The sequence below is a fragment of the Nitrospira sp. genome (genome assembly GCA_015709715.1).
In the GTDB taxonomy this organism is placed as follows: Bacteria; Nitrospirota; Nitrospiria; order Nitrospirales; family Nitrospiraceae; genus Nitrospira_A.
The window spans coordinates 3828290-3847031 of sequence record CP054184.1; the positions used below are offsets into that span (position 1 = coordinate 3828290).

Sequence of the window (18742 nt, forward strand, 5' to 3'; positions counted from 1 at the left end):
CTGGCATGAAGATGAGTGAAGTCAGGGAGGCGCTCGACTCGACTCGAGAAGGGAAAGTCCTGCACGATTTGGTGGCGCATCTGTATCCAATTTGTCGGAGTATCACAGGTGAAGGCGTTCGTGCAACACTGCGATATCTACAAAGCTTTCTCCCGTTGGAAATTCATGAGGTCCCCAGCGGAACTCAGGTGTTTGACTGGACCGTTCCGCTGGAATGGAACATTAAAGATGCCTATATAGCCACCGTGCAAGGGGAAAAGATCGTCGATCTTGGCCAGAGTAACCTTCACGTGGTCAGCTATAGCCTGCCGATAAAGGGGCGAATCAGACGTGAAGATTTAACCGGTCATCTGCACTCGCTACCGGATCGACCAGACTGGATACCGTACCGGACCTCGTATTACAAAGAAAATTGGGGTTTCTGTTTGTCACACCGTCAGTTGGAGAGGTTGACGGATTCCGAATATGACGTGTGCATAGATTCATCATTGCAGCCTGGCCACTTGAGTTATGGAGAAGTGTTCTTGCCGGGGGCTACACCCCAAGAGGTGTTAATTTCTGCTCATGTGTGTCATCCCTCCCTTTGTAACGATAACCTTTCTGGAATTGCCGTCGCCACCCAGATTGCACAGGCCCTAAGCACTGTAAGACGAAGGTATTCGTACCGATTCGTTTTTATTCCGGGAACGATCGGGTCAATCACCTGGCTTTCTCGCAACCAAGAACGGGTCAAGCTGATTCGGCACGGACTTGTGTTAACAGGCGTCGGCGATTCTGGCCATATCACCTATAAGAGAAGTCGGCAGGGTAATGCTCCAATCGATCGAGTCCTCAGCCATGTTCTGACGCATACAGGAGATAGTCACCGAGTAATCGACTTCTATCCGTATGGATATGATGAACGGCAATATTGTTCCCCAGGCTTCAACCTTCCCGTCGGCTGCTTCATGCGTAGTTCCCATGGAGAATATCCAGAATATCACACCTCAGCAGACAATCTGGATTTTGTATCTGCTGCTTCGCTCCAGAACTCGTTGGATATTTTGCTTAAGGTTCTGTTCGTGATCGAGAATGACACGGTAGTTTTTAGCAAGAACCCGTACTGTGAGCCACAGCTTGGAAGGCGGGGGTTATACCGTGCTATTGCTGGGCAAAAGGAAGGCGCAAAAGCTGAGATAGCACTTCTTTGGACTTTGAATATGGCGGATGGTTCCCATTCATTGCTCGACATCGCGGAGCGTGCCGGCACTTCTTTTGAGTTGATTTACGATGCAGCACAGACCTTGAGTAAACACGGACTACTCAAGGAAGGCGTGGTGGAGCATTTTGTAGAGAACAAGGAGAGGAACCATGAATAATGCAGTGTATTATGATGCTCCCATCACTGACGATCTCAGGCGGCAGATGCTATTCGATGGACAGTTGTTCGTGTATTCCCCCCGGCCTTCGTCTCTAGCGTTTATCGAATTTGCAAGGACATTAATTCGGGAGGCGTTTTCTCCTCATGATCCAGAGCAGGCTCAGCATTTCATGTCGGTAGAAATATTTGCAGAGGTCTTGGGCAAGCTTAAGCCACACTTCATCCATCATCCAGAGTCTAAGCGACACCTTCAAGCAGTTCTGGCTGAATTGGGATGTGATCTTGAGAAAACCTACTTTGACGTTCCTAAGATGCGAAGCTCGACGAGTGATAACTATCTCACTACGGGGATAGCCTATGCCTGGCACCCCCATCGGGACACCTGGTATTCAGCGCCGATGTTTCAAATTAATTGGTGGATACCGATTTACGACATTCAGGCTGATAACGCCATGGCGTTTCACCCTCAGTATTGGAATTCGCCCGTTGCCAATACTTCAAACGGGTACAACTATTATCTCTGGAATCAACAGCATCGAGGTGGGCACGTTTCCCAGTATCTCAAACAAGACCCTCGTCCCCTTCCCCGACCCACGGAAGCCCTGCAATTGGACCCCCAGCTCAGGTTGATTGTTCCAGCCGGAGGAATCATCCTATTTTCTGCCGCGCAGATGCATTCCAGCGTACCTAATACTTCTGGAAAAACACGGTTCAGTATCGATTTTCGTTGTGTGAATATGGAGGATGCTATCGCGAGATGTGGCGCTCCACGCGTCGACGAAGCATGCACGGGAACGACCATGCGTGATTACTTGCGTGGTTCAGACCTTGCCCATATTCCAGACGATATCGTAGCCCTATATGACGATGGTACTGGGGATTCGGGAAAGCTTGTTTATCATCCAAAGGCATCGTAATGGCCTACAGTGACGAGGGGGGCCCCCCCAGGCCCCTCACCGAATGGCGAGACGAAACGGTTTTAGTCACGGGGGGGGCAGGGTTTCTCGGATCTCACCTGTGTCGCCGTCTGCTGCTAGCCGGAGCGGTCGTCCATGCCACATCACGCCGCCCTCAGATACCAGGCCCTGGGAGGGGCTGTTGGTGGCAGTCGAACCTCTCTTCATTGGACGAAGTGAGAAGCCTTGTCCGCCGAACGAAGCCAACGATAATTTATCATCTTGCAGGATCCGTCGGGGCCAAGCCCGACATTCAGTATGTACTGCCTACATTTGAAAGCCTACTCTCCAGCACCATTTATATTTTGATTGCAGCAGCTGAAATCGGTTGCCGGCGTGTCGTTTTGAGCGGATCACTGACGGAACCAAACTTGGACACTGTTCTCCCGATTCCCAGTTCTCCTTATGCGGCGGCAAAGTGGGCTGCGAGTGCGTACGGGAGAATGTTCCACGTTTTGTATCGAACTCCCGTTGTGTCGGCGGTACCGTTTATGACATTTGGCCCACATCAAGATGAGAAAAAATTGATACCTTCGGTCATATTGAGCTTTCTGAGAGGAGAAGCTCCTGAACTGACGAGTGGTCGATGGGAAGCTGACTGGGTATACGTAGATGATGTGGTAGATGGATTGTTAGCGGCCGGGGTGGTTCCTGGCATTGAAGGGAATACTCTCGATCTGGGATCGGGAAGAACGAGGGCAGTGCGAGAGGTTGTGGAAACAATCGCAACAATTATGGCGTCTGCGCCACAGCCAAATTTTGGAGCATTGCCTGATCGTCCCAGTGAACCTGTTCGCATAGCAAATGTCCAAGAGACACGACGGCGTATCGGTTGGTCTCCTCAAACGGTGTTCGAAGAGGGGCTTCGACGAACCGTCCTGTGGTACCGACAACGGGCGCCGGAGAAGCGGTCATGACATTGATGCCCAGTAAGGCGCTGAAGTGGCATGCCAAACAACTTGTGCGTCACCTAGCACCTGAGCCCATTAAACGCTGGCTGCTCGGCATCGAGTCACCCGCCTATCACTTGTGGTCCATTGGAACGGCGATCGGTCGCTCGCCGTTCCAACTTGCTAGAGATCGATCCATGGACCGTCCAGTTTTAACGCGCGAGGATGTGACGGATGTGCGTGCGTTGTTTGTGGCGGATCCCTTTATGATCCGAGTGCACGACCTATGGCATATGTTCTTTGAGGTGTACAATTACGATTCCGATCGAGGTGAGATCGGCTGGGCAACGAGCTGCGATGGTCGTGTATGGAACTATGAGCAGATCGTCTTGAGGGAGTCTTTCCATCTATCTTATCCGTATGTGTTTGAGTGGAATGGATGCCACTATATGGTTCCAGAAAGCCATCAGGCTCGGAGTGTTCGTCTTTACGAAGCCAAGCAATTTCCCACCGAGTGGGTGTGCACGGACGTTTTGCTTAAGGGGGAGTGCTTCAACGATAGTTCTCTATTCCGCTATGGCCAGCATTGGTGGATGTTGAGTGAAACCAGCTCGGAGCTACGCCACGATACGTTGCGGCTGTATTACTCGCGTCACCTCCGATGTGGGTGGCAGGAGCATTCACGTTCCCCCATCATTCAAGCGAACCCTCACACAGCGCGGCCGGCTGGCCGCGTGAGGGTAGTGGGGGATAAGTTAATTCGATTTGCGCAGGACTGCTCCCCAATTTATGGAACCTCCGTGCGCGCGTTCGAAATTACGGACCTGACCCTCGTTACCTATGAAGAGCGAGTGTTACTGGCGCAACCATTTTTAGGTCCTAACTGGAGGCCTTGGATGCAAGGAGGGATGCACCATATCGACTTGCACCACCTGGGGACAAACCAATGGATTGCGTGCATGGACGGATGGAGACCAGTAGGTGGGTTGGTGCCAGAAGCGTGGCAGGCCGCAAAGTGCTAAGACGTGTACGGCGATTTCTGCAGCGTTTTCAACTCTACCTGTGGGTTCGGGAGGTGCTCTCAGCAGTTCGGCAGGTGACACACCAATTTCACGGTGGAGTCGTCTCGTTACATACAGCTGGTGCAGCGAAAGGTAATGTACTTATTTCCTATGACAATGAAGGGTTGTTGTGCAAGATGCGAGGCGTGGCAATTCCGACCAGTCACCCGCAATTGTACAAGACTATGGCCATGGCTCAGACCTACCTTGATCTTGGCTATGACGTTGATGTCATTCATTGTGAGAATCACAAGTTTATTCCATGGAAATCATACGATGTCATCGTTGACACCCGATTTAATTTGCAACGCCTGCGGCCCTACTTGCCGTCAGGCTGCATAAAAATCCTGCATTGCGACACCGCTCACATCATTTATCAGAATCTGGCCGAAATGGTGAGAATCCAGAATCTGCAGCGTAGAAAAGGCGTGACAATTCCCCCTAATCGTCTGGAAACCCCGCATCTAGGGGTTGAACATGCGGATTACCTCACAACTTGCGGGAATGAATTTACGACGAACACTTATACCTATGCCAATAAGCCCATTTTCCGCCTTCCGATGGTGGTTCAAAAAATGTGGCCGTGGCCGGATGATAAAGATTTTGAAGCTTCTCGTCGACGGTTTCTCTGGTTCGGAAGTCGAGGAATGGTTCATAAAGGTCTCGATATAGTTCTGGAAGCATTCATTCAAATGCCCGAATACCAACTGACTATCATTGGGCCGGTGCTGGAGGAGCCGCAGTTTGTTGATTTGTATCGAAAAGAATTGTTTCATACTCGGAACATCCATTTCGTCGGATGGGTGGATAATGTAGATGAAGAGTTTGGAAAGATCTTGAAGCAAAACGTGGCGCATGTTTTCGCGTCCTGTTCAGAAGCAGGAGCGGCTGCAGTTCTAGAGACGATGGCTGGCGGGGTGATTCCTATTGTCACTTACGAATCGTCCATTGATGTGAAGAGTTTCGGAGTCCTGCTGGAAGATGCTACTGTTGAATCGGTTATGCATCGAGTTCGGGAGATAGCTGCGATGTCCAGAGAACAGTTGCTTAAGATGAGCAAGAGAGCGTGGGAGTGTGCACATAGTAACCATACGCCGGAGAAGTTTGAGCATGCCTATCGTGCAGTTATTGAGATGCTGTTGGCGAAGCACGGTAAGGGGTAATAGCAGCAGGTACTGTCTCCGCCTGCGTAGCAAGACAGTTGTGCCCTAAAACGCATGTCAGAACCAAGAAAGTCGAGCATCGTTCAGCGTCTCAGCCGGTTTTCCAGTGTCATATTGGGGACGGGAGCAGTGACATCACTGTTCGTGTTCGGATTACTAGTCAACCGTTACGGCATCACTCCTCACTATTTCGTCTTCGTCGGAGCGTCTATTCTTTTGGTTTGGGGATTACGGCTTCCCGAATCGATTCGCATAAACGTAGTGCTCTGCTCCATTTCCGTCATTCTTGCGCTGTATACCGCTGAATTCTTGCTCGCCCACGCTAAGCCGGCGATTAAAGCCATGGGGCCTCAGGCGTGGCTTAGCTTTCCCCAGGATGCCAACGCTAAGGTTGCCGCTGAGAGGATGAGAGCGCTCGATCAGACCCAAGATAGGTTTGACACAAGAACAAGATTAGAGGTGGTCCTGGATATGCGCCGGAAGGGCATTAATGCCTATCCGGATGTGTTTTCTATGGTTCTCTTTACACCATCTTCGGCTGAGTCGATCCGATCAATTTTTACCGAAGGCCAGGAAGAGTTTCTTCCGTTAGCAGGTATGGCCACAAGCACTACTGTTTTCTGCAATGAGAGCGGCGAGTATGTTGTCTACGAAAGTGATGAGCATGGATTTCACAATCCCAAGGGCATTTGGAGTCACAAACCAGTAGATCTGGTGGCGCTCGGTGACTCCTATACGCACGGTGTCTGTGTGCCGTCAGGAAAGGGATTTGTGGCTGTGCTGAGGTCGCAGTACCCGAATACCATTAACCTGGGCATCAACGGTCATGGTCCACTCACGAGTTTGGCGACCTTGAAAGAATATGGAAGCTTCCTCAAGCCTAAACTCGCATTGTGGTTTTATTATGAAGGTAATGACTTGCGGGATCTCGATGGCTGGGAAAAAAATTCACCGTTGTTAATGCGCTATGTAACGTCCTCCTTCTCTCAGCACTTGATCGATCGACAAGATGGCATTGATCGTTCTCTAAAGGACTATCTTGACCGTGAAATGGAAAAGGCGACGGCTGGCCCATCGATTGAGAAGATTGTCAAGTTACAGCATGTGCGCCATGCAATCCAGTCGTTTTATGATCGTCGGCCTTCCGAGGAGGGCCTGCCTGCGGAGTTGGTTGACTACCTCAGGCGGACCGGTGCTCCGGCCAATCCTGCGGATCTCAAGTTGTTCGAACGTGTTCTGGCAGAAGCGAAGAATACGGTAAATTTGTGGGGAGGCCGACTCGTATTTGTCTATCTTCCAACTTGGGAGCGCTACCGCTTTCCGGAATTGGCGAGCAAGGATCGCGATAAGGTCTTGCTGATTGCAAAGATGCTAGATTTAGAGGTTATCGATCTCCACGAGATCTTTTCTGCACACCCTGACCCCCTGTCGCTATTTCCGTTTCGCCGCTATGCGCATTATAACGAGGCTGGACATAGGCTGGTGGGAGAGGAAGTGTTGCGGCGACTGATCAAGTGACGTCGGTGTACCGAGAGAGGGAATATCTAGCCCGGCTGAATGCGCGATACAGGCAGGTGTGGATGGAATCGTAGATGGCGGGGAAAAGAAAAAATAGAGTGGCGGTAGTAGTGCCAATGCATAATCGCAATGAGTTGACGCCGGATGAGCAGATTTCCTTTCGGCATCTGACACACTATCTCAAAGACTATGACAAATACCTAATAGCGCCTGAGTCGCTGAGCATTGACTTGCCAGGGTGTGCAGTACGGAAGTTCGGAAACGAGTATTTCGGCAGTGGAGTGGCAAACACGCGGTTGCTATTGTCCGAACATTTTTATGCCTCATTCTCTGATTATCAGTATATGCTGATTTATCATCTCGATGCTCTGGTCTTCTCGGATCAACTTCGTGCCTGGTGTGATGCTGGATTAGACTATATTGGGCCTCCTTGGATTCCGTGTGCGGATAGTCCTTGGGTGAAAGAAGCTAGGGTAGGCAATGGGGGACTGTCGTTGCGGAGAATCGATAGTTTCTTGAAAGTCTGTCGGTCCCGGATACATTGGATGGATCCCGAAGAATATTGGAAAAGCCAAATCGCCCGACAGCCCTCATACATGCAGGCACTTCTCCTGCCGAAGAAAATAATCAAGCAATTCTCCTATTTCAATAATGCACGACGCGAAATGAACCAATGGCACCTGCGCCTAGACGGGTCAAGGAACGAAGACCACTTCTGGTCTGATCGTGCCAAACACTATATGCCAGAGTTTAAAGTTGCCACCGTCGAAATGGGTTTGAGGTTTGCTTTTGAGGTAGCTCCGCGACTCTGTTTCGAATTGAATCACGAGTGTCTTCCATTTGGGTGCCATGCCTGGCCTCGGTACGATCGGGATTTTTGGGAGCCGTATTTGCTTAAGTCCCAGGTCACCTAGCGCGATCTTTCGGAGAAGTTTCCACAAGATAGTCTGTATGGAAGATATTGCAGCAGCGAGCCTGAAGACGATGAGCTATGGCGAGAAGGTGCATACTTCTGATGGCGGGCTTTGAAATCAAGAAAGGCATAGAGTGGGTGTGGATGTAATCGCCAAACGTTTTGAGAAGAATTCAAAGCGGGATCGCATCGTTTGCGTGGAGTCTGTGAGTTGATCATCAGGTAAGAGGAGGAGCGGTCAGACTATGAAACGAATGCTTGTCACCGGCTCATCTGGACTCATTGGTTCGGAGGTGTGTGCGTATTTTCATGAGCAGGGATGGTTTATCCATGGGGCCGATAACAACAACCGAGCGGCATTCTTTGGACCCAGTGGTGATACCCGATGGAACCAACGACGGCTGCAGCACGAGTTGACAGCATTTAGACATCACGAACTTGATATTCGAGATCGGAAGGGTGTGCTTGGTCTCATTGAAGAATTGCGACCGGATGCGATCGTACATACAGCGGCGCAGCCTTCGCATGACCTTGCAGCAAAGATCCCATTTGATGATTTCGACACGAACGCGGTGGGAACGCTCAACTTACTTGAGGCCGCGAGGCTGCATGCACGTGAGACGGTGTTTGTGCACATGTCCACGAATAAAGTGTATGGGGATGCGCCGAATGAGCTTCCTCTGGTTGAACAGACTAAACGGTGGGACTATGCATCTCCTCAAGACTGGAATGGTATTGCAGAGCAGATGCGGATCGATCAATCAAAACATTCCTTATTTGGCGCGTCAAAGGTGGCAGCCGATGTCATGGTTCAGGAGTATGGACGGTACTTTGGGATGAAAACATGCTGTTTGCGTGGGGGATGTCTCACAGGGCCGAATCATTCCGGCGTAGAGCTGCATGGTTTTCTAAGTTACCTTGTTAAGTGCAATTTAGAGAAAAAGAAATACAGCATATTCGGATACAAAGGGAAGCAGGTGAGGGACAATATCCATTCTTTGGATGTGGCTCGTTTTATCCATGCATTCATTGAAAACCCGCGAAGTGGAGAAGTCTACAACCTGGGCGGGGGGCGTGAAAATAGCTGTTCGATTCTCGAAGCCTTTGAGATGATCGAGTCCATTTCTGGACAAAAAATGGAGTACGAATACGTGGAAAAGAACCGAGAGGGCGATCACATTTGCTACATCAGTGATCTCAGGAAAATGAAGAGTCATTATCCAAGTTGGAGCATTACGAAAAACCTGGCGCAAATCTTCGGTGAAATCCACGAGTCATGGTTAAAGCGAGGGGCGTCGGTCCAAGCCACGGCCTAACGAAGAATCGTTGTCGTAGTAATCAGAGGCTTCATCGAATGAAAGTGTTGGTGATTTCAGCGGCTTACCCTCCCATGCATGCGGGGGAGGCAACCAATACCTATCATTTATGCCAACGACTCGTAGACCGTGGCGTTGAAGTTCACGTTTTGACTTCAGTAGGTAATCGCGGAACGAACAATGGCCGAATTCATGTCTATCCGATCATGCGGGAGTGGGGCTGGGCCGAACTATTGCGAGTCCGCTCCTTTATCCGGAGTTGTGAGGTGGATGCATTTTTTCTGATGTACATCGGTTTGATGTACAAGTTCCATCCAATGGTCACGTTTCTGCCGACCCTGTGTAAACGTCTTTTCCGGGACATTCCTTTTGTCACGCGATACGAAAGTGCGTTCGTTGGAGCTGATCCATCTAAGACCAGCATACCTGCGCGGGTCTTTCGCAAGTTGATGGTTCGATGGGCGGGACCGGCGGGAGTGGCCTACAGTTCCGGAACGCTCTTGCGTGATAGCGATGCAGTGATCGCCCTTTGTGAGAGACATCGCGCGATGTTGACTGAGGAATGGCCCGCTGCGGAACAGAAGGTTGTATTAATCCCCCCTCCGCCGAATCTGTTGATCGCATCAAATGAGGGAGGTGGAGCGAGGGCGCGCGGCCGTCAGCGGCTAGGGCTTACGGGACAGGAGTTTGTAGTTACATTTTTTGGCTATCTGTACCCAATCAAGGGGATCGAGACGCTATTACGTGCATTTGCGATTGTGGCAGAGAAATATTCTCATGCCAGGCTGTTGTTCGTTGGTGGAAAAGTTGATCTGGCAGTGGAGGGTGCTGGCTCTTATTTTGACGAGATGCAGAGGCTTCATAGGACGCTTGGCCTAGAGTCCAAGACAATTTGGACTGGTGCATTCAAGTCTGAGGAGGAGGAGGCGTCGCTCTATCTACATGCCTCGGATGTGAGCGTATTACCATTTCTAGAAGGCGTGCAGTTGAACAACAGTTCCTTCGCGTCCTTGATTGCGCACGGACTTCCTGTGATCGTGACGAGAGGCCCCATGATGGATGGCGCCTTTGTTCATGGGGAGAATGTGCTGACCTGTGCACCACGAGATCATGAAGGGCTGGCAGAGCTGCTACTCCAAGTTATGAATGATGGAGATCTTCGGACACGTCTGCAGACCGGAGCCTTGAAGTTCGCGCAAGAGTGGTTTTCCTGGGAGTCAGCAGTGGAAAAAACCATCGCCTTAATGCGTTCTTCTAAAGAAGTAGTCAAGGCACACAAACACTATATCTAAGGGGCCACGCGCCATGCCTCGTGTTTCAGTCATCATCCCCACGTACAACTGTGAGCGTTTCCTGGGTCGGGCAATTGATAGTGCGCTGCAGCAAAATTATAAAGACTATGAAATTATTGTTGTTGACGATGGTTCAACAGACCATACCCGCAATCTTCTTTCTCTTTACGAAAAAAACGTTCAATGGATTCAACAAAAGAACAGCGGCGTTTCTGCAGCTCGCAATGTGGCAATAAGTCGTGCAACGGGTGAGTTTCTGGCCTATCTGGATGCTGATGATATGTGGTACCCGAACAAATTGGACTCCCAGATTGCATTCATGGATGCGCATAAAAAGTGTGGATTGGTTCATAGTGACGTATCCGTAATAGACGAAGATGACAGAATTCTTTACTCGCGCTTTAACCATGAGACACAAAGGTCAGTTCCGCAAGGTGAATGTCTTGAGCAAGTAATCCGGCGATGTCATATCCAAACTCTCACCGTAGTAGAGCGACGAGAGTGTTTTGATCGCGCGGGCTCTTTTGATGATCGACTTCCGATTGCGCAGGACTATCATCACTGGATGAGGGCTGCCGTTGAGGGGTTTGCCTTTGGCTACATCTCTGCTCCTTTGGGGAAATATCGCTGGCGCCGCGGAAGCCTCATGACAGATGGTACACGATTTTTGGAAGATGTAGTCCTAATCTATCAGAGTCTTCTTGATAAGGAAGTGGCCACGGGAAAGATTGACAAGAGCATGAAGGAGGTTGTGGCGGAGGAACTTCATTCGAAACATCGAGAATTAGCGTACCTTGAAAGAAAAGCAGGAAAGTTTTCTGGATCTAGAAGCCGGATAAAGAAGCTTCTTAAAGGCCGGCCTTGGACGTTTGCCTTATATCTTGATCTGCTGAGATTATATAGCGAGGAGATGTTTGTTCAGGGGCAGAGGTTGCTGGCCCATGGCTCGACAAAGTATGGGAAGCGATCATGAACATACTTTTTGTTACCCCGTTCTTTCCCCCGCAAACTGGCGGAGTTGCAACCTTCGTAGAAGATATTCGGCGATGTTTAAGTAATCGTGGTCATCGGGTTGTGGTTCTTCGTTCTGGCGAATCCGACACGATCACACCATGCGCAAGCAGCCAGCACGGTACTGTGTATGAATTCTACATGAGACCCTCCTGGTTTCCCGACAATCCCATGAAAGGGTTCGTCGCGACGCTTTGTTTCTTCATCCCAACGCTTTGGAAATTGGCGGAATTTATTGCTAAACACGAGATTAACCTGGTGAGCATTGAATACCCGCTTCCGAACGTCTTTTACTTTCATGTTTTGCGGCTCTTTATGCCATTTAAGTTGGTAATTGGGATTCATGGTGACGATATATTGTCTTTGCACTTGTTGCATCGCATAGGGCAGGAGACAGTTCGCAGCTCTATTAAGGGAAGCAACTGGCTCTTGGCGCACTCAGCGAGTCTCCTCTCACAAGCAGAGAGTCTTGTAGAAGGCCTCAAGGTAAGGCGGACTTATTTACCCTACGGAGTGGATATTGAGCGGCTCCGTGTTTTGGCCTATGACCAGAATCGTCATCAAATTCGGCTCAAAGAACCTTATGTATTGACGGTGGCGAAGTTGCACGAGAGAAAAGGCCTAGACATTCTTTTGCTGGCTTTGCAGAAGGTTAAACAAAAATCGAACGGAATCCAGTTTGTCATAGCTGGTGATGGTCCCGAAGAGGTTCGTCTGCGCAGAATGGCTGCGGAGTTGAAGGTGAATGACATGGTGGTGTTTCTTGGCGAGATTCATAGTGATGATATCCCTTTTTTGATGCTTGAGAGCCAATTCTTTCTGCTGCCATCTCGATCCGAGCCATTCGGCATTGTTCTGCTTGAAGCCATGACTTTTGGCAAGGCTATCGTTGCATCCGATGTAGGAGGAATACCAGAATTCGTAAAAACCGACTACAATGGCATTTTAGTGCCTCCGTGTGATGTTGATGCTCTTGCAGCTGCGATAGAACAGATGCTAGGAAGCCGGGAATTGCGTACCCGTCTTGGGGCGAATGGCCTTGCACTAGTGGAACGGCAGTATGACTACCCACGGTTGGTGGAACAGTATGAACGCTTGTTCGAAGGAATCCTCAACTGTGCATGATGCTGTCCTCCCATTAATAGTCTAGATAGGTTTGTAGTGCGATAAGTTGCGTTGGTAGTAGAGGAAACGAAAGTGATGAATATTTTGGGGGTATCCGCTTTTTATCATGACAGCGCTGCCTGTTTGGTTCGTGATGGCGAGATCGTAGCGGCAGCGCAGGAAGAGCGTTTTACTAGAAAAAAACATGATCCTGGATTTCCGCACAAGGCGATAGACTTTTGTCTTCGTGAGGGGCAGATCGGGCTGAAAGATGTTCGGCACTTCGTCTTCTATGACAAACCATTGATCAAGTTTGAGCGACTGCTGGAAACATACCTTGCTTTTGCTCCTCAAGGTATCCAGTCGTTTGTTGCCGCTATGCCGGTGTGGCTAAAGGAAAAGCTTCTATTAAAAAGTCTGCTTCAAAAAGAGTTTCTCCTTCATGCCCCTGAACTGACGGCTTCTGCGCTGTCGCCCATTTTGTTTTCGGAACACCATGAGTCCCACGCGGCATCTGCATTTTTCCCTTCGCCTTATGAGAAGGCGGTCGTCTTGTGTATGGATGGAGTGGGAGAATGGGCGACAACTTCAGCTTGGCTAGGAGAGGGCAATGTGTTGACTCCGTTATGGGACATCCCATTTCCTCATTCTATCGGACTCTTGTATTCAGCCTTTACGTATTACACTGGATTTAAGGTGAATTCAGGCGAGTACAAAGTTATGGGGCTTGCGCCCTATGGGGAGCCGAAGTATGTAAAAGCGATCTACGAACATCTGCTTGATCTTAAGCCAGATGGGACCTTTCGGTTGAACATGGAGTACTTCAACTACTGTACCGGTCTCACTATGACGGGGAACAAGTTTGATGAAGTCTTTGGTGGTCCTCCTCGGAAGCCTGAGTCAAAACTTACGCAACGCGAGATGGATTTGGCTCGGTCGGTGCAAGAGGTAACAGAGGAAGTAATGCTGCGCCTCTCTCGGACCTTGCAGAAGGAGACCGGAGTCGATTATCTCTGCATGGCGGGAGGTGTTGCCCTTAACTGTGTTGGAAACGGCCGCATTTTGAGGGAGGGACCTTTCAAAGGCATATGGATCCAACCTGCTGCCGGGGATGCTGGTGGTGCCTTAGGCGCTGCCTTGACGACGTGGTATCAGTTCGAACAGCAGCCGCGCAAAGTGAATCCTGCGAAGGATGGCATCAAGGGATCCTACTTGGGCCCCGCACATACGAATGATGAGATAGAAACGTATCTGAATAAAATCGACGCGCCCTATCTTCGATTGGATGATGATGCCCTGTTTTCGCGAGTCGCCGAAGAGCTGGCCGCGGGCAAGGTTGTCGGTTGGTTGCAAGGGCGTATGGAATTCGGCCCGCGAGCGTTGGGAGGAAGAAGCATTCTCGGCGATGCTCGTAACACAACCATGCAATCCGTGATGAATCTGAAAATTAAGTATCGAGAGTCCTTTCGGCCATTCGCCCCTTCTGTTCTGCGAGAACGGGTGTCTGATTACTTTGATTTGAATGCAGACAGCCCTTACATGTTATTAGTAGCACCAGTCATCGAAAAGCGCCGTATACCAATCAATGAACAGCAGAAGGGGCTGTGGGGTATCGACCTGTTGAATGTTCCTCGTTCGGATATTCCGGCGGTGACACACCTCGATTATTCTGCGCGGGTTCAAACGGTACATCAGGAGACCAATCCCCGATACTACGCGCTCCTTAAGGCATTTGAGGCTAAAACCGGTCATGCCGTATTGGTGAATACCTCTTTCAACGTCCGTGGAGAGCCAATTGTCAGCACACCTGAGGATGCCTATCGATGTTTCATGCGGACGGAAATGGATGTGCTGGTTCTCGAAAATTGTGTGCTATTCAAGGCGGAGCAGAAGCCGCTCGAAGGCGACTCTGACTGGAAGAAAGAGTTTGAACTGGACTAACAATGCGGCGGAGAGCCTGAGGAGGGCAACTTATGCGAGTTCTGATCACGGGGGGAGCTGGTTTTCTTGGTAGTCATTTGTCAGATCTTCTGATCGGTCAAGGTCATGACGTGATTGTGCTGGATAACTTAATCACTGGAAGAACGGAAAACATTGCGCATCTCATGGGGCATCCTCGGTTCAGTTTTGTGAAGTATAACGTCTGTGATTATCTGCATGTCGATGGTCAACTAGACGCGGTCATGCATTTTGCCTCTCCTGCCAGTCCCCAGGATTACCTGGAAATGCCGATTGCGACCCTCAAGGTAGGCGCATTGGGAACCCACAAAGCGCTTGGGCTTGCAAAAGCCAAGGGCGCGAGATTTTTGCTTGCCAGCACCTCGGAGGTATATGGAGACCCCCTACTTAACCCGCAACCAGAATCCTATTGGGGTAACGTCAACCCTATTGGGGCGCGAGGAGTCTACGATGAAGCGAAACGGTTTGCAGAAGCTATGACGATGGCCTACCACCGCTATCATGGCCTGGACACGAGGATCGTTCGAATTTTCAATACCTATGGACCTCGGATGAGGCCAAAAGATGGTCGGGTGGTGTCCAATTTCATTGTGCAGGCGTTGCAGGAAAAGCCGCTCACCGTCTTCGGTGATGGTACTCAGACTCGTAGCTTTTGTTATGTCGACGATCTGGTTCGTGGTATCGTGGCGCTGTTGATGGTGAAATCCGATAAATCAGTAGAAGAGCGCACTAATCGCGCTAAGTTTCTCACTCAAAAACCTGATGCGACTCTGGAAAGCATCCACGACCCTGTCAATATCGGCAATCCACGCGAACTGACTGTTCGTCAGATTGCTGAAATTATTCTGAAGTTGACCGGTTCAAGGAGTCAGATTGAGGAACGTCCGCTTCCAGCAGACGATCCCAAAGTTCGTCGACCGGACATTACACGGGCAAAGAGCCTGTTGAGTTGGGAGCCAAAAGTAGAGCTTGAAGACGGAATCAGGAAAACAACGGAGTATTTTCGACAGGTGATTGCGAAATAGAGGCGGAGAATAGGGGAACACTCGCGGAGGCTCTTAACTCGCAATGTGTGGAATTGCCGTTGCATTTGGAGTAAACGGGAAACCGATCGAACGACAGGCTATTGAGCGAATGGCTCAGAGCTTGATTCACCGCGGCCCCAATGATCGTGGCATCTATATGGATGGGGCGGTAGGGATGGGGTTTCGTCGCCTCTCCATCCTTGATCTGTCGGACGCCGGCCATCAACCAATGGTCAGTCCTGACGAGCGGCACGTCCTTGTCTTTAACGGGGAAATCTTCAATTACATCGAGTTGAGGACCGAGCTGAGTGCGTTGGGCCATGTATTTCGTTCCAGTGGCGACAGTGAGGTCTTATTGGCTGCTTATCGGCAATGGGGGCGGGAGTGTTTGCCGAAATTGAACGGAATGTGGGCCTTCGTCATTTATGACCGTGAGCATCGTCGGCTCTTTGGTTCTCGTGACCGCTTTGGTGTCAAGCCGCTCTATTACACTCAAAGTGCCGATGTCGTTCAGTTCGCTTCTGAAATCAAGGCCTTGCGTGCTTCCGGCTATTACGAGACGGATATGAACTGGCATGTGGCTGCCAAGTTTCTTTTTGACGGGTGTTTGGACTCTCAAGTGGAGACATTTTACGAGGGTGTCCTCCAGATTCCACCCGGAACGGGATTTGAGCTGTCATTCGATGGTGGATGGAATCGATGGTCGTTCTGGTCTCTGGATAATCTGCCCAGTGTTGCGTGTGAGGATCCTCCTGCTACATTTGCGGATATTTTTGAAGATTCGATCCGGATCCGCATGCGTAGCGATGTTCCTGTGGGGGTATGCTTGTCCGGCGGATTGGACTCAACAGCAATTATCTGTGCTGCCGCTCGATATCATGGGGAGCACGGCAGTGGAGATGCAGGGGGGATTCAAGCCTTCTGCTATATGGCCAAGGAATTTGATGAGTCAAAGTATATCGCGGACACGTTGGCTCAGACCCATGCGCAGTTGCGGTCGCTTCAGACCAGTCCAATCGAATTGTGGAACGATGTGAGCCGCATGCTATGGCACCAAGATGAGCCGGTCCACACCATGACCGCGGTCGTTGGATACCAGCTCATGCGCCTTGCTGCGGCACACGGTGTTCGCGTCGTGCTGAATGGACAAGGAGCCGATGAGACAATCGGTGGATATTCAAGTTACTTTCAAGACTCGTGGCTCGGATTGATCCGGCATGGACGGGCGGGGGCTGCATGGAAGGCCATTCTTGCGTATACCGCAGCTCATGGCGGTAATCCCGCTCGCCTTGCGAGCGACGCGGCACTTCGCTTGCTCTCGTGGGAGTTACACAGAATTGATGCCTACAGACAATGGGCTCTGGCAAAGCGTAGAAGAACCGCCAGAGGGAACCCATGGTTCTCACCTGATCTCGGCCGTCATCTTCTGTACGAAGACGAGCCTCCAACATCAGCAGGTCTAGGCACCGCGCTGAAGCAGTCCGTGAGTACTGCGCCATTACCGCTGTACCTTAGAATTGAAGATCGCAATTCTATGGCCAATTCAGTCGAGGCGCGGCTTCCTTTTCTTGACTATCGATTAGTGTCATTTGTTTCTGCGCTTCCAGATGAGTGGAAGATCCGTGGCCCCTGGAACAAGTTCATCTTGCGAGAGGCGATGAAGGACCGAATTCCTGACTCGGTGAGGACACGAGTCGACAAGATGGGCTTCCCCACTGCAAGTCGAAAATGGTTTGCACATGACCTCTATGAACCTCTACGGGATGTGTTGGGGAGTCGAACAACCCGTGAGAAGGGGATATATAACGTTGATATTTTGCTGGCTGATCTGGACCGGCATCATCGAGGCCAGGTCGATCTTGCTAACCGATTTTTTCATGTTGCAGAGTTTGAGATTCTCTCCGGACTAGTCCGACAACACCCGATGCCTTCCAGCAGAACTCAGTAACTGGCCCCCCCCATCGGCCGTTCGGAATCAATGGCTCGATAGAGTGTCGGCACGCAGAGCATGTGAAATCCACCAAAGGTACGCCATCAATGAAATTCGTGAACATCGTCGGTGCCAGACCAAACTTTATGAAAATTGCACCCCTGATAAGAGAGATGCGCCGACACAACCATCTGACGCCGATCCTGGTCCATACGGGGCAACATTACGATGTGAAAATGGCGGGACAGTTTTTCGAAGACCTGCAAATTCCCCTGCCGGATGTCTCGTTGGACGTGGGTTCCGGTACCCATGCCGTCCAAACCGCTGAAGTGATGAAGCGGTTGGAACCAATCCTGGAGCGGGAGCGTCCGGACCTCGTCGTAGTTGTCGGTGATGTCAACTCCACTATGGCAGCTGCCTTGACGGCAGTGAAACTCCATATCCCTGTCGCGCATGTAGAGGCAGGACTCCGCAGCGGCGACCGGTCCATGCCGGAGGAGATTAACCGTCTCGTCACTGATGCCATCTCCGACTATTTGTTTGTCACCGAAGAAAGTGGGCGTCGTAATCTTCTTGCCGAAGGCGTTCCGGAGAAGAAGATATTCTTTGTTGGAAATGTCATGATCGACTCCCTAGAAGCGTCGCGTCGGTTGTGGGCCAATTCGTCGATTCTTGAGCGGCTACACCTGTCTAAGGCTGGCTACGCCGTTGCAACGCTGCACCGTCCATCGAATGTCGACGACAGTGTGACTCTTAAGGGATTAATCACCACCTTACAAGTGATTGCCGAACGACTTCCGATAGTGTTTCCGATCCATCCTCGCACGAAGAAAATTATCGAATCGATTGGTGGAATGGCTCAGGGCCTTTACTTTGGTCCTCCTCCGACGCCGACCCGAGGCGTGCATTGCATGGACCCTATTGGCTACCTGGATTTCATGTCGTTGGTGGCGAATGCGCGACTTGTGTTGACTGACTCAGGGGGTATTCAGGAGGAGACTACGGTCCTTGGGATTCCCTGTCTGACGCTCCGTGAAAACACAGAGCGCCCAATCACGGTCACCCATGGGACCAATCGAGTGATCGGCGCGGATCCGAAACGTATTCTGGATGAGGCCATGCTTGCATTGACCACTGTTCCTCCGTCGCTCCCGCCGCCGCCAATGTGGGATGGTCATGCATCGGAACGTATTGTCAAAGTGCTGCGAGAGCAATTCAGGGGGAGATGATTCGATCAGCGTGCT

At 50.6% G+C, this 18742-nt stretch carries 15 protein-coding genes; all 15 read left to right on the plus strand.

Going from position 1 to position 18742, the window contains the following annotated elements; translation table 11 throughout:
• Positions 1-5: 5 nt before the first annotated feature.
• The 15 genes from HRU82_18255 (at position 6) to wecB (ending at position 18727) form a co-directional block, all read left to right on the plus strand.
• Positions 6-1358 carry a DUF4910 domain-containing protein gene (locus HRU82_18255; GenBank protein QOJ36770.1) on the plus strand — a complete coding sequence of 451 codons (1353 nt, stop codon included), beginning with the start codon at positions 6-8 and terminating at the stop codon, positions 1356-1358.
• Positions 1351-2277: a phytanoyl-CoA dioxygenase family protein gene (locus HRU82_18260; protein ID QOJ36771.1), complete on the plus strand. Its 927-nt coding sequence runs from the start codon at positions 1351-1353 to the stop codon at positions 2275-2277. Before HRU82_18255 ends, HRU82_18260 begins: the two co-directional genes overlap by 8 nt.
• Complete coding sequence (locus HRU82_18265; protein QOJ36772.1) at positions 2277-3233, plus strand: NAD-dependent epimerase/dehydratase family protein; 957 nt, start codon at positions 2277-2279, stop codon at positions 3231-3233. Before HRU82_18260 ends, HRU82_18265 begins: the two co-directional genes overlap by 1 nt.
• Entirely contained in the window at positions 3230-4228 is a 999-nt protein-coding gene (locus HRU82_18270; GenBank protein ID QOJ36773.1) for a hypothetical protein, read from the plus strand. The genes HRU82_18265 and HRU82_18270 overlap by 4 nt, the downstream gene beginning before the upstream one ends.
• Positions 4207-5430, plus strand: a complete 1224-nt coding sequence (locus HRU82_18275) for a glycosyltransferase (GenBank protein QOJ36774.1) — start codon at positions 4207-4209, stop codon at positions 5428-5430. The genes HRU82_18270 and HRU82_18275 overlap by 22 nt, the downstream gene beginning before the upstream one ends.
• A 54-nt stretch (positions 5431-5484) precedes the next feature.
• Positions 5485-6948 (plus strand): hypothetical protein, encoded by a 1464-nt coding sequence (locus HRU82_18280; GenBank protein ID QOJ36775.1) that lies wholly within the window; start codon positions 5485-5487, stop codon positions 6946-6948.
• A gap of 74 nt (positions 6949-7022) precedes the next feature.
• Entirely contained in the window at positions 7023-7862 is an 840-nt protein-coding gene (locus tag HRU82_18285) for a hypothetical protein (GenBank protein ID QOJ36776.1), read from the plus strand.
• 244 nt (positions 7863-8106) lie between these two features.
• Entirely contained in the window at positions 8107-9177 is a 1071-nt protein-coding gene (locus tag HRU82_18290; protein QOJ36777.1) for an NAD-dependent epimerase/dehydratase family protein, read from the plus strand.
• A gap of 38 nt (positions 9178-9215) precedes the next feature.
• A complete protein-coding gene (locus HRU82_18295) occupies positions 9216-10469 on the plus strand; it encodes a glycosyltransferase family 4 protein (protein QOJ36778.1) in 1254 nt (417 codons plus the stop codon).
• Positions 10470-10482: 13 nt separating this feature from the next.
• A complete protein-coding gene (locus tag HRU82_18300) occupies positions 10483-11442 on the plus strand; it encodes a glycosyltransferase (protein QOJ36779.1) in 960 nt (319 codons plus the stop codon).
• Positions 11439-12605: a glycosyltransferase family 4 protein gene (locus HRU82_18305; GenBank protein ID QOJ36780.1), complete on the plus strand. Its 1167-nt coding sequence runs from the start codon at positions 11439-11441 to the stop codon at positions 12603-12605. Before HRU82_18300 ends, HRU82_18305 begins: the two co-directional genes overlap by 4 nt.
• A gap of 75 nt (positions 12606-12680) precedes the next feature.
• Positions 12681-14525, plus strand: coding sequence for a carbamoyltransferase (locus HRU82_18310; protein ID QOJ36781.1), 1845 nt, complete (start codon positions 12681-12683; stop codon positions 14523-14525).
• Positions 14526-14557: 32 nt separating this feature from the next.
• Entirely contained in the window at positions 14558-15568 is a 1011-nt protein-coding gene (locus tag HRU82_18315; GenBank protein QOJ36782.1) for an SDR family oxidoreductase, read from the plus strand.
• Positions 15569-15611: 43 nt separating this feature from the next.
• On the plus strand, positions 15612-17516 hold the full coding sequence (asnB, locus tag HRU82_18320; protein QOJ36783.1) for an asparagine synthase (glutamine-hydrolyzing): 1905 nt from the start codon (positions 15612-15614) through the stop codon (positions 17514-17516).
• Between the two features lie 89 nt (positions 17517-17605).
• The gene (wecB, locus tag HRU82_18325) at positions 17606-18727 is read left to right on the plus strand and encodes a UDP-N-acetylglucosamine 2-epimerase (non-hydrolyzing) (protein ID QOJ37263.1); all 1122 of its coding nucleotides are present in this window, start codon (positions 17606-17608) and stop codon (positions 18725-18727) included.
• Positions 18728-18742: the final 15 nt, after the last annotated feature.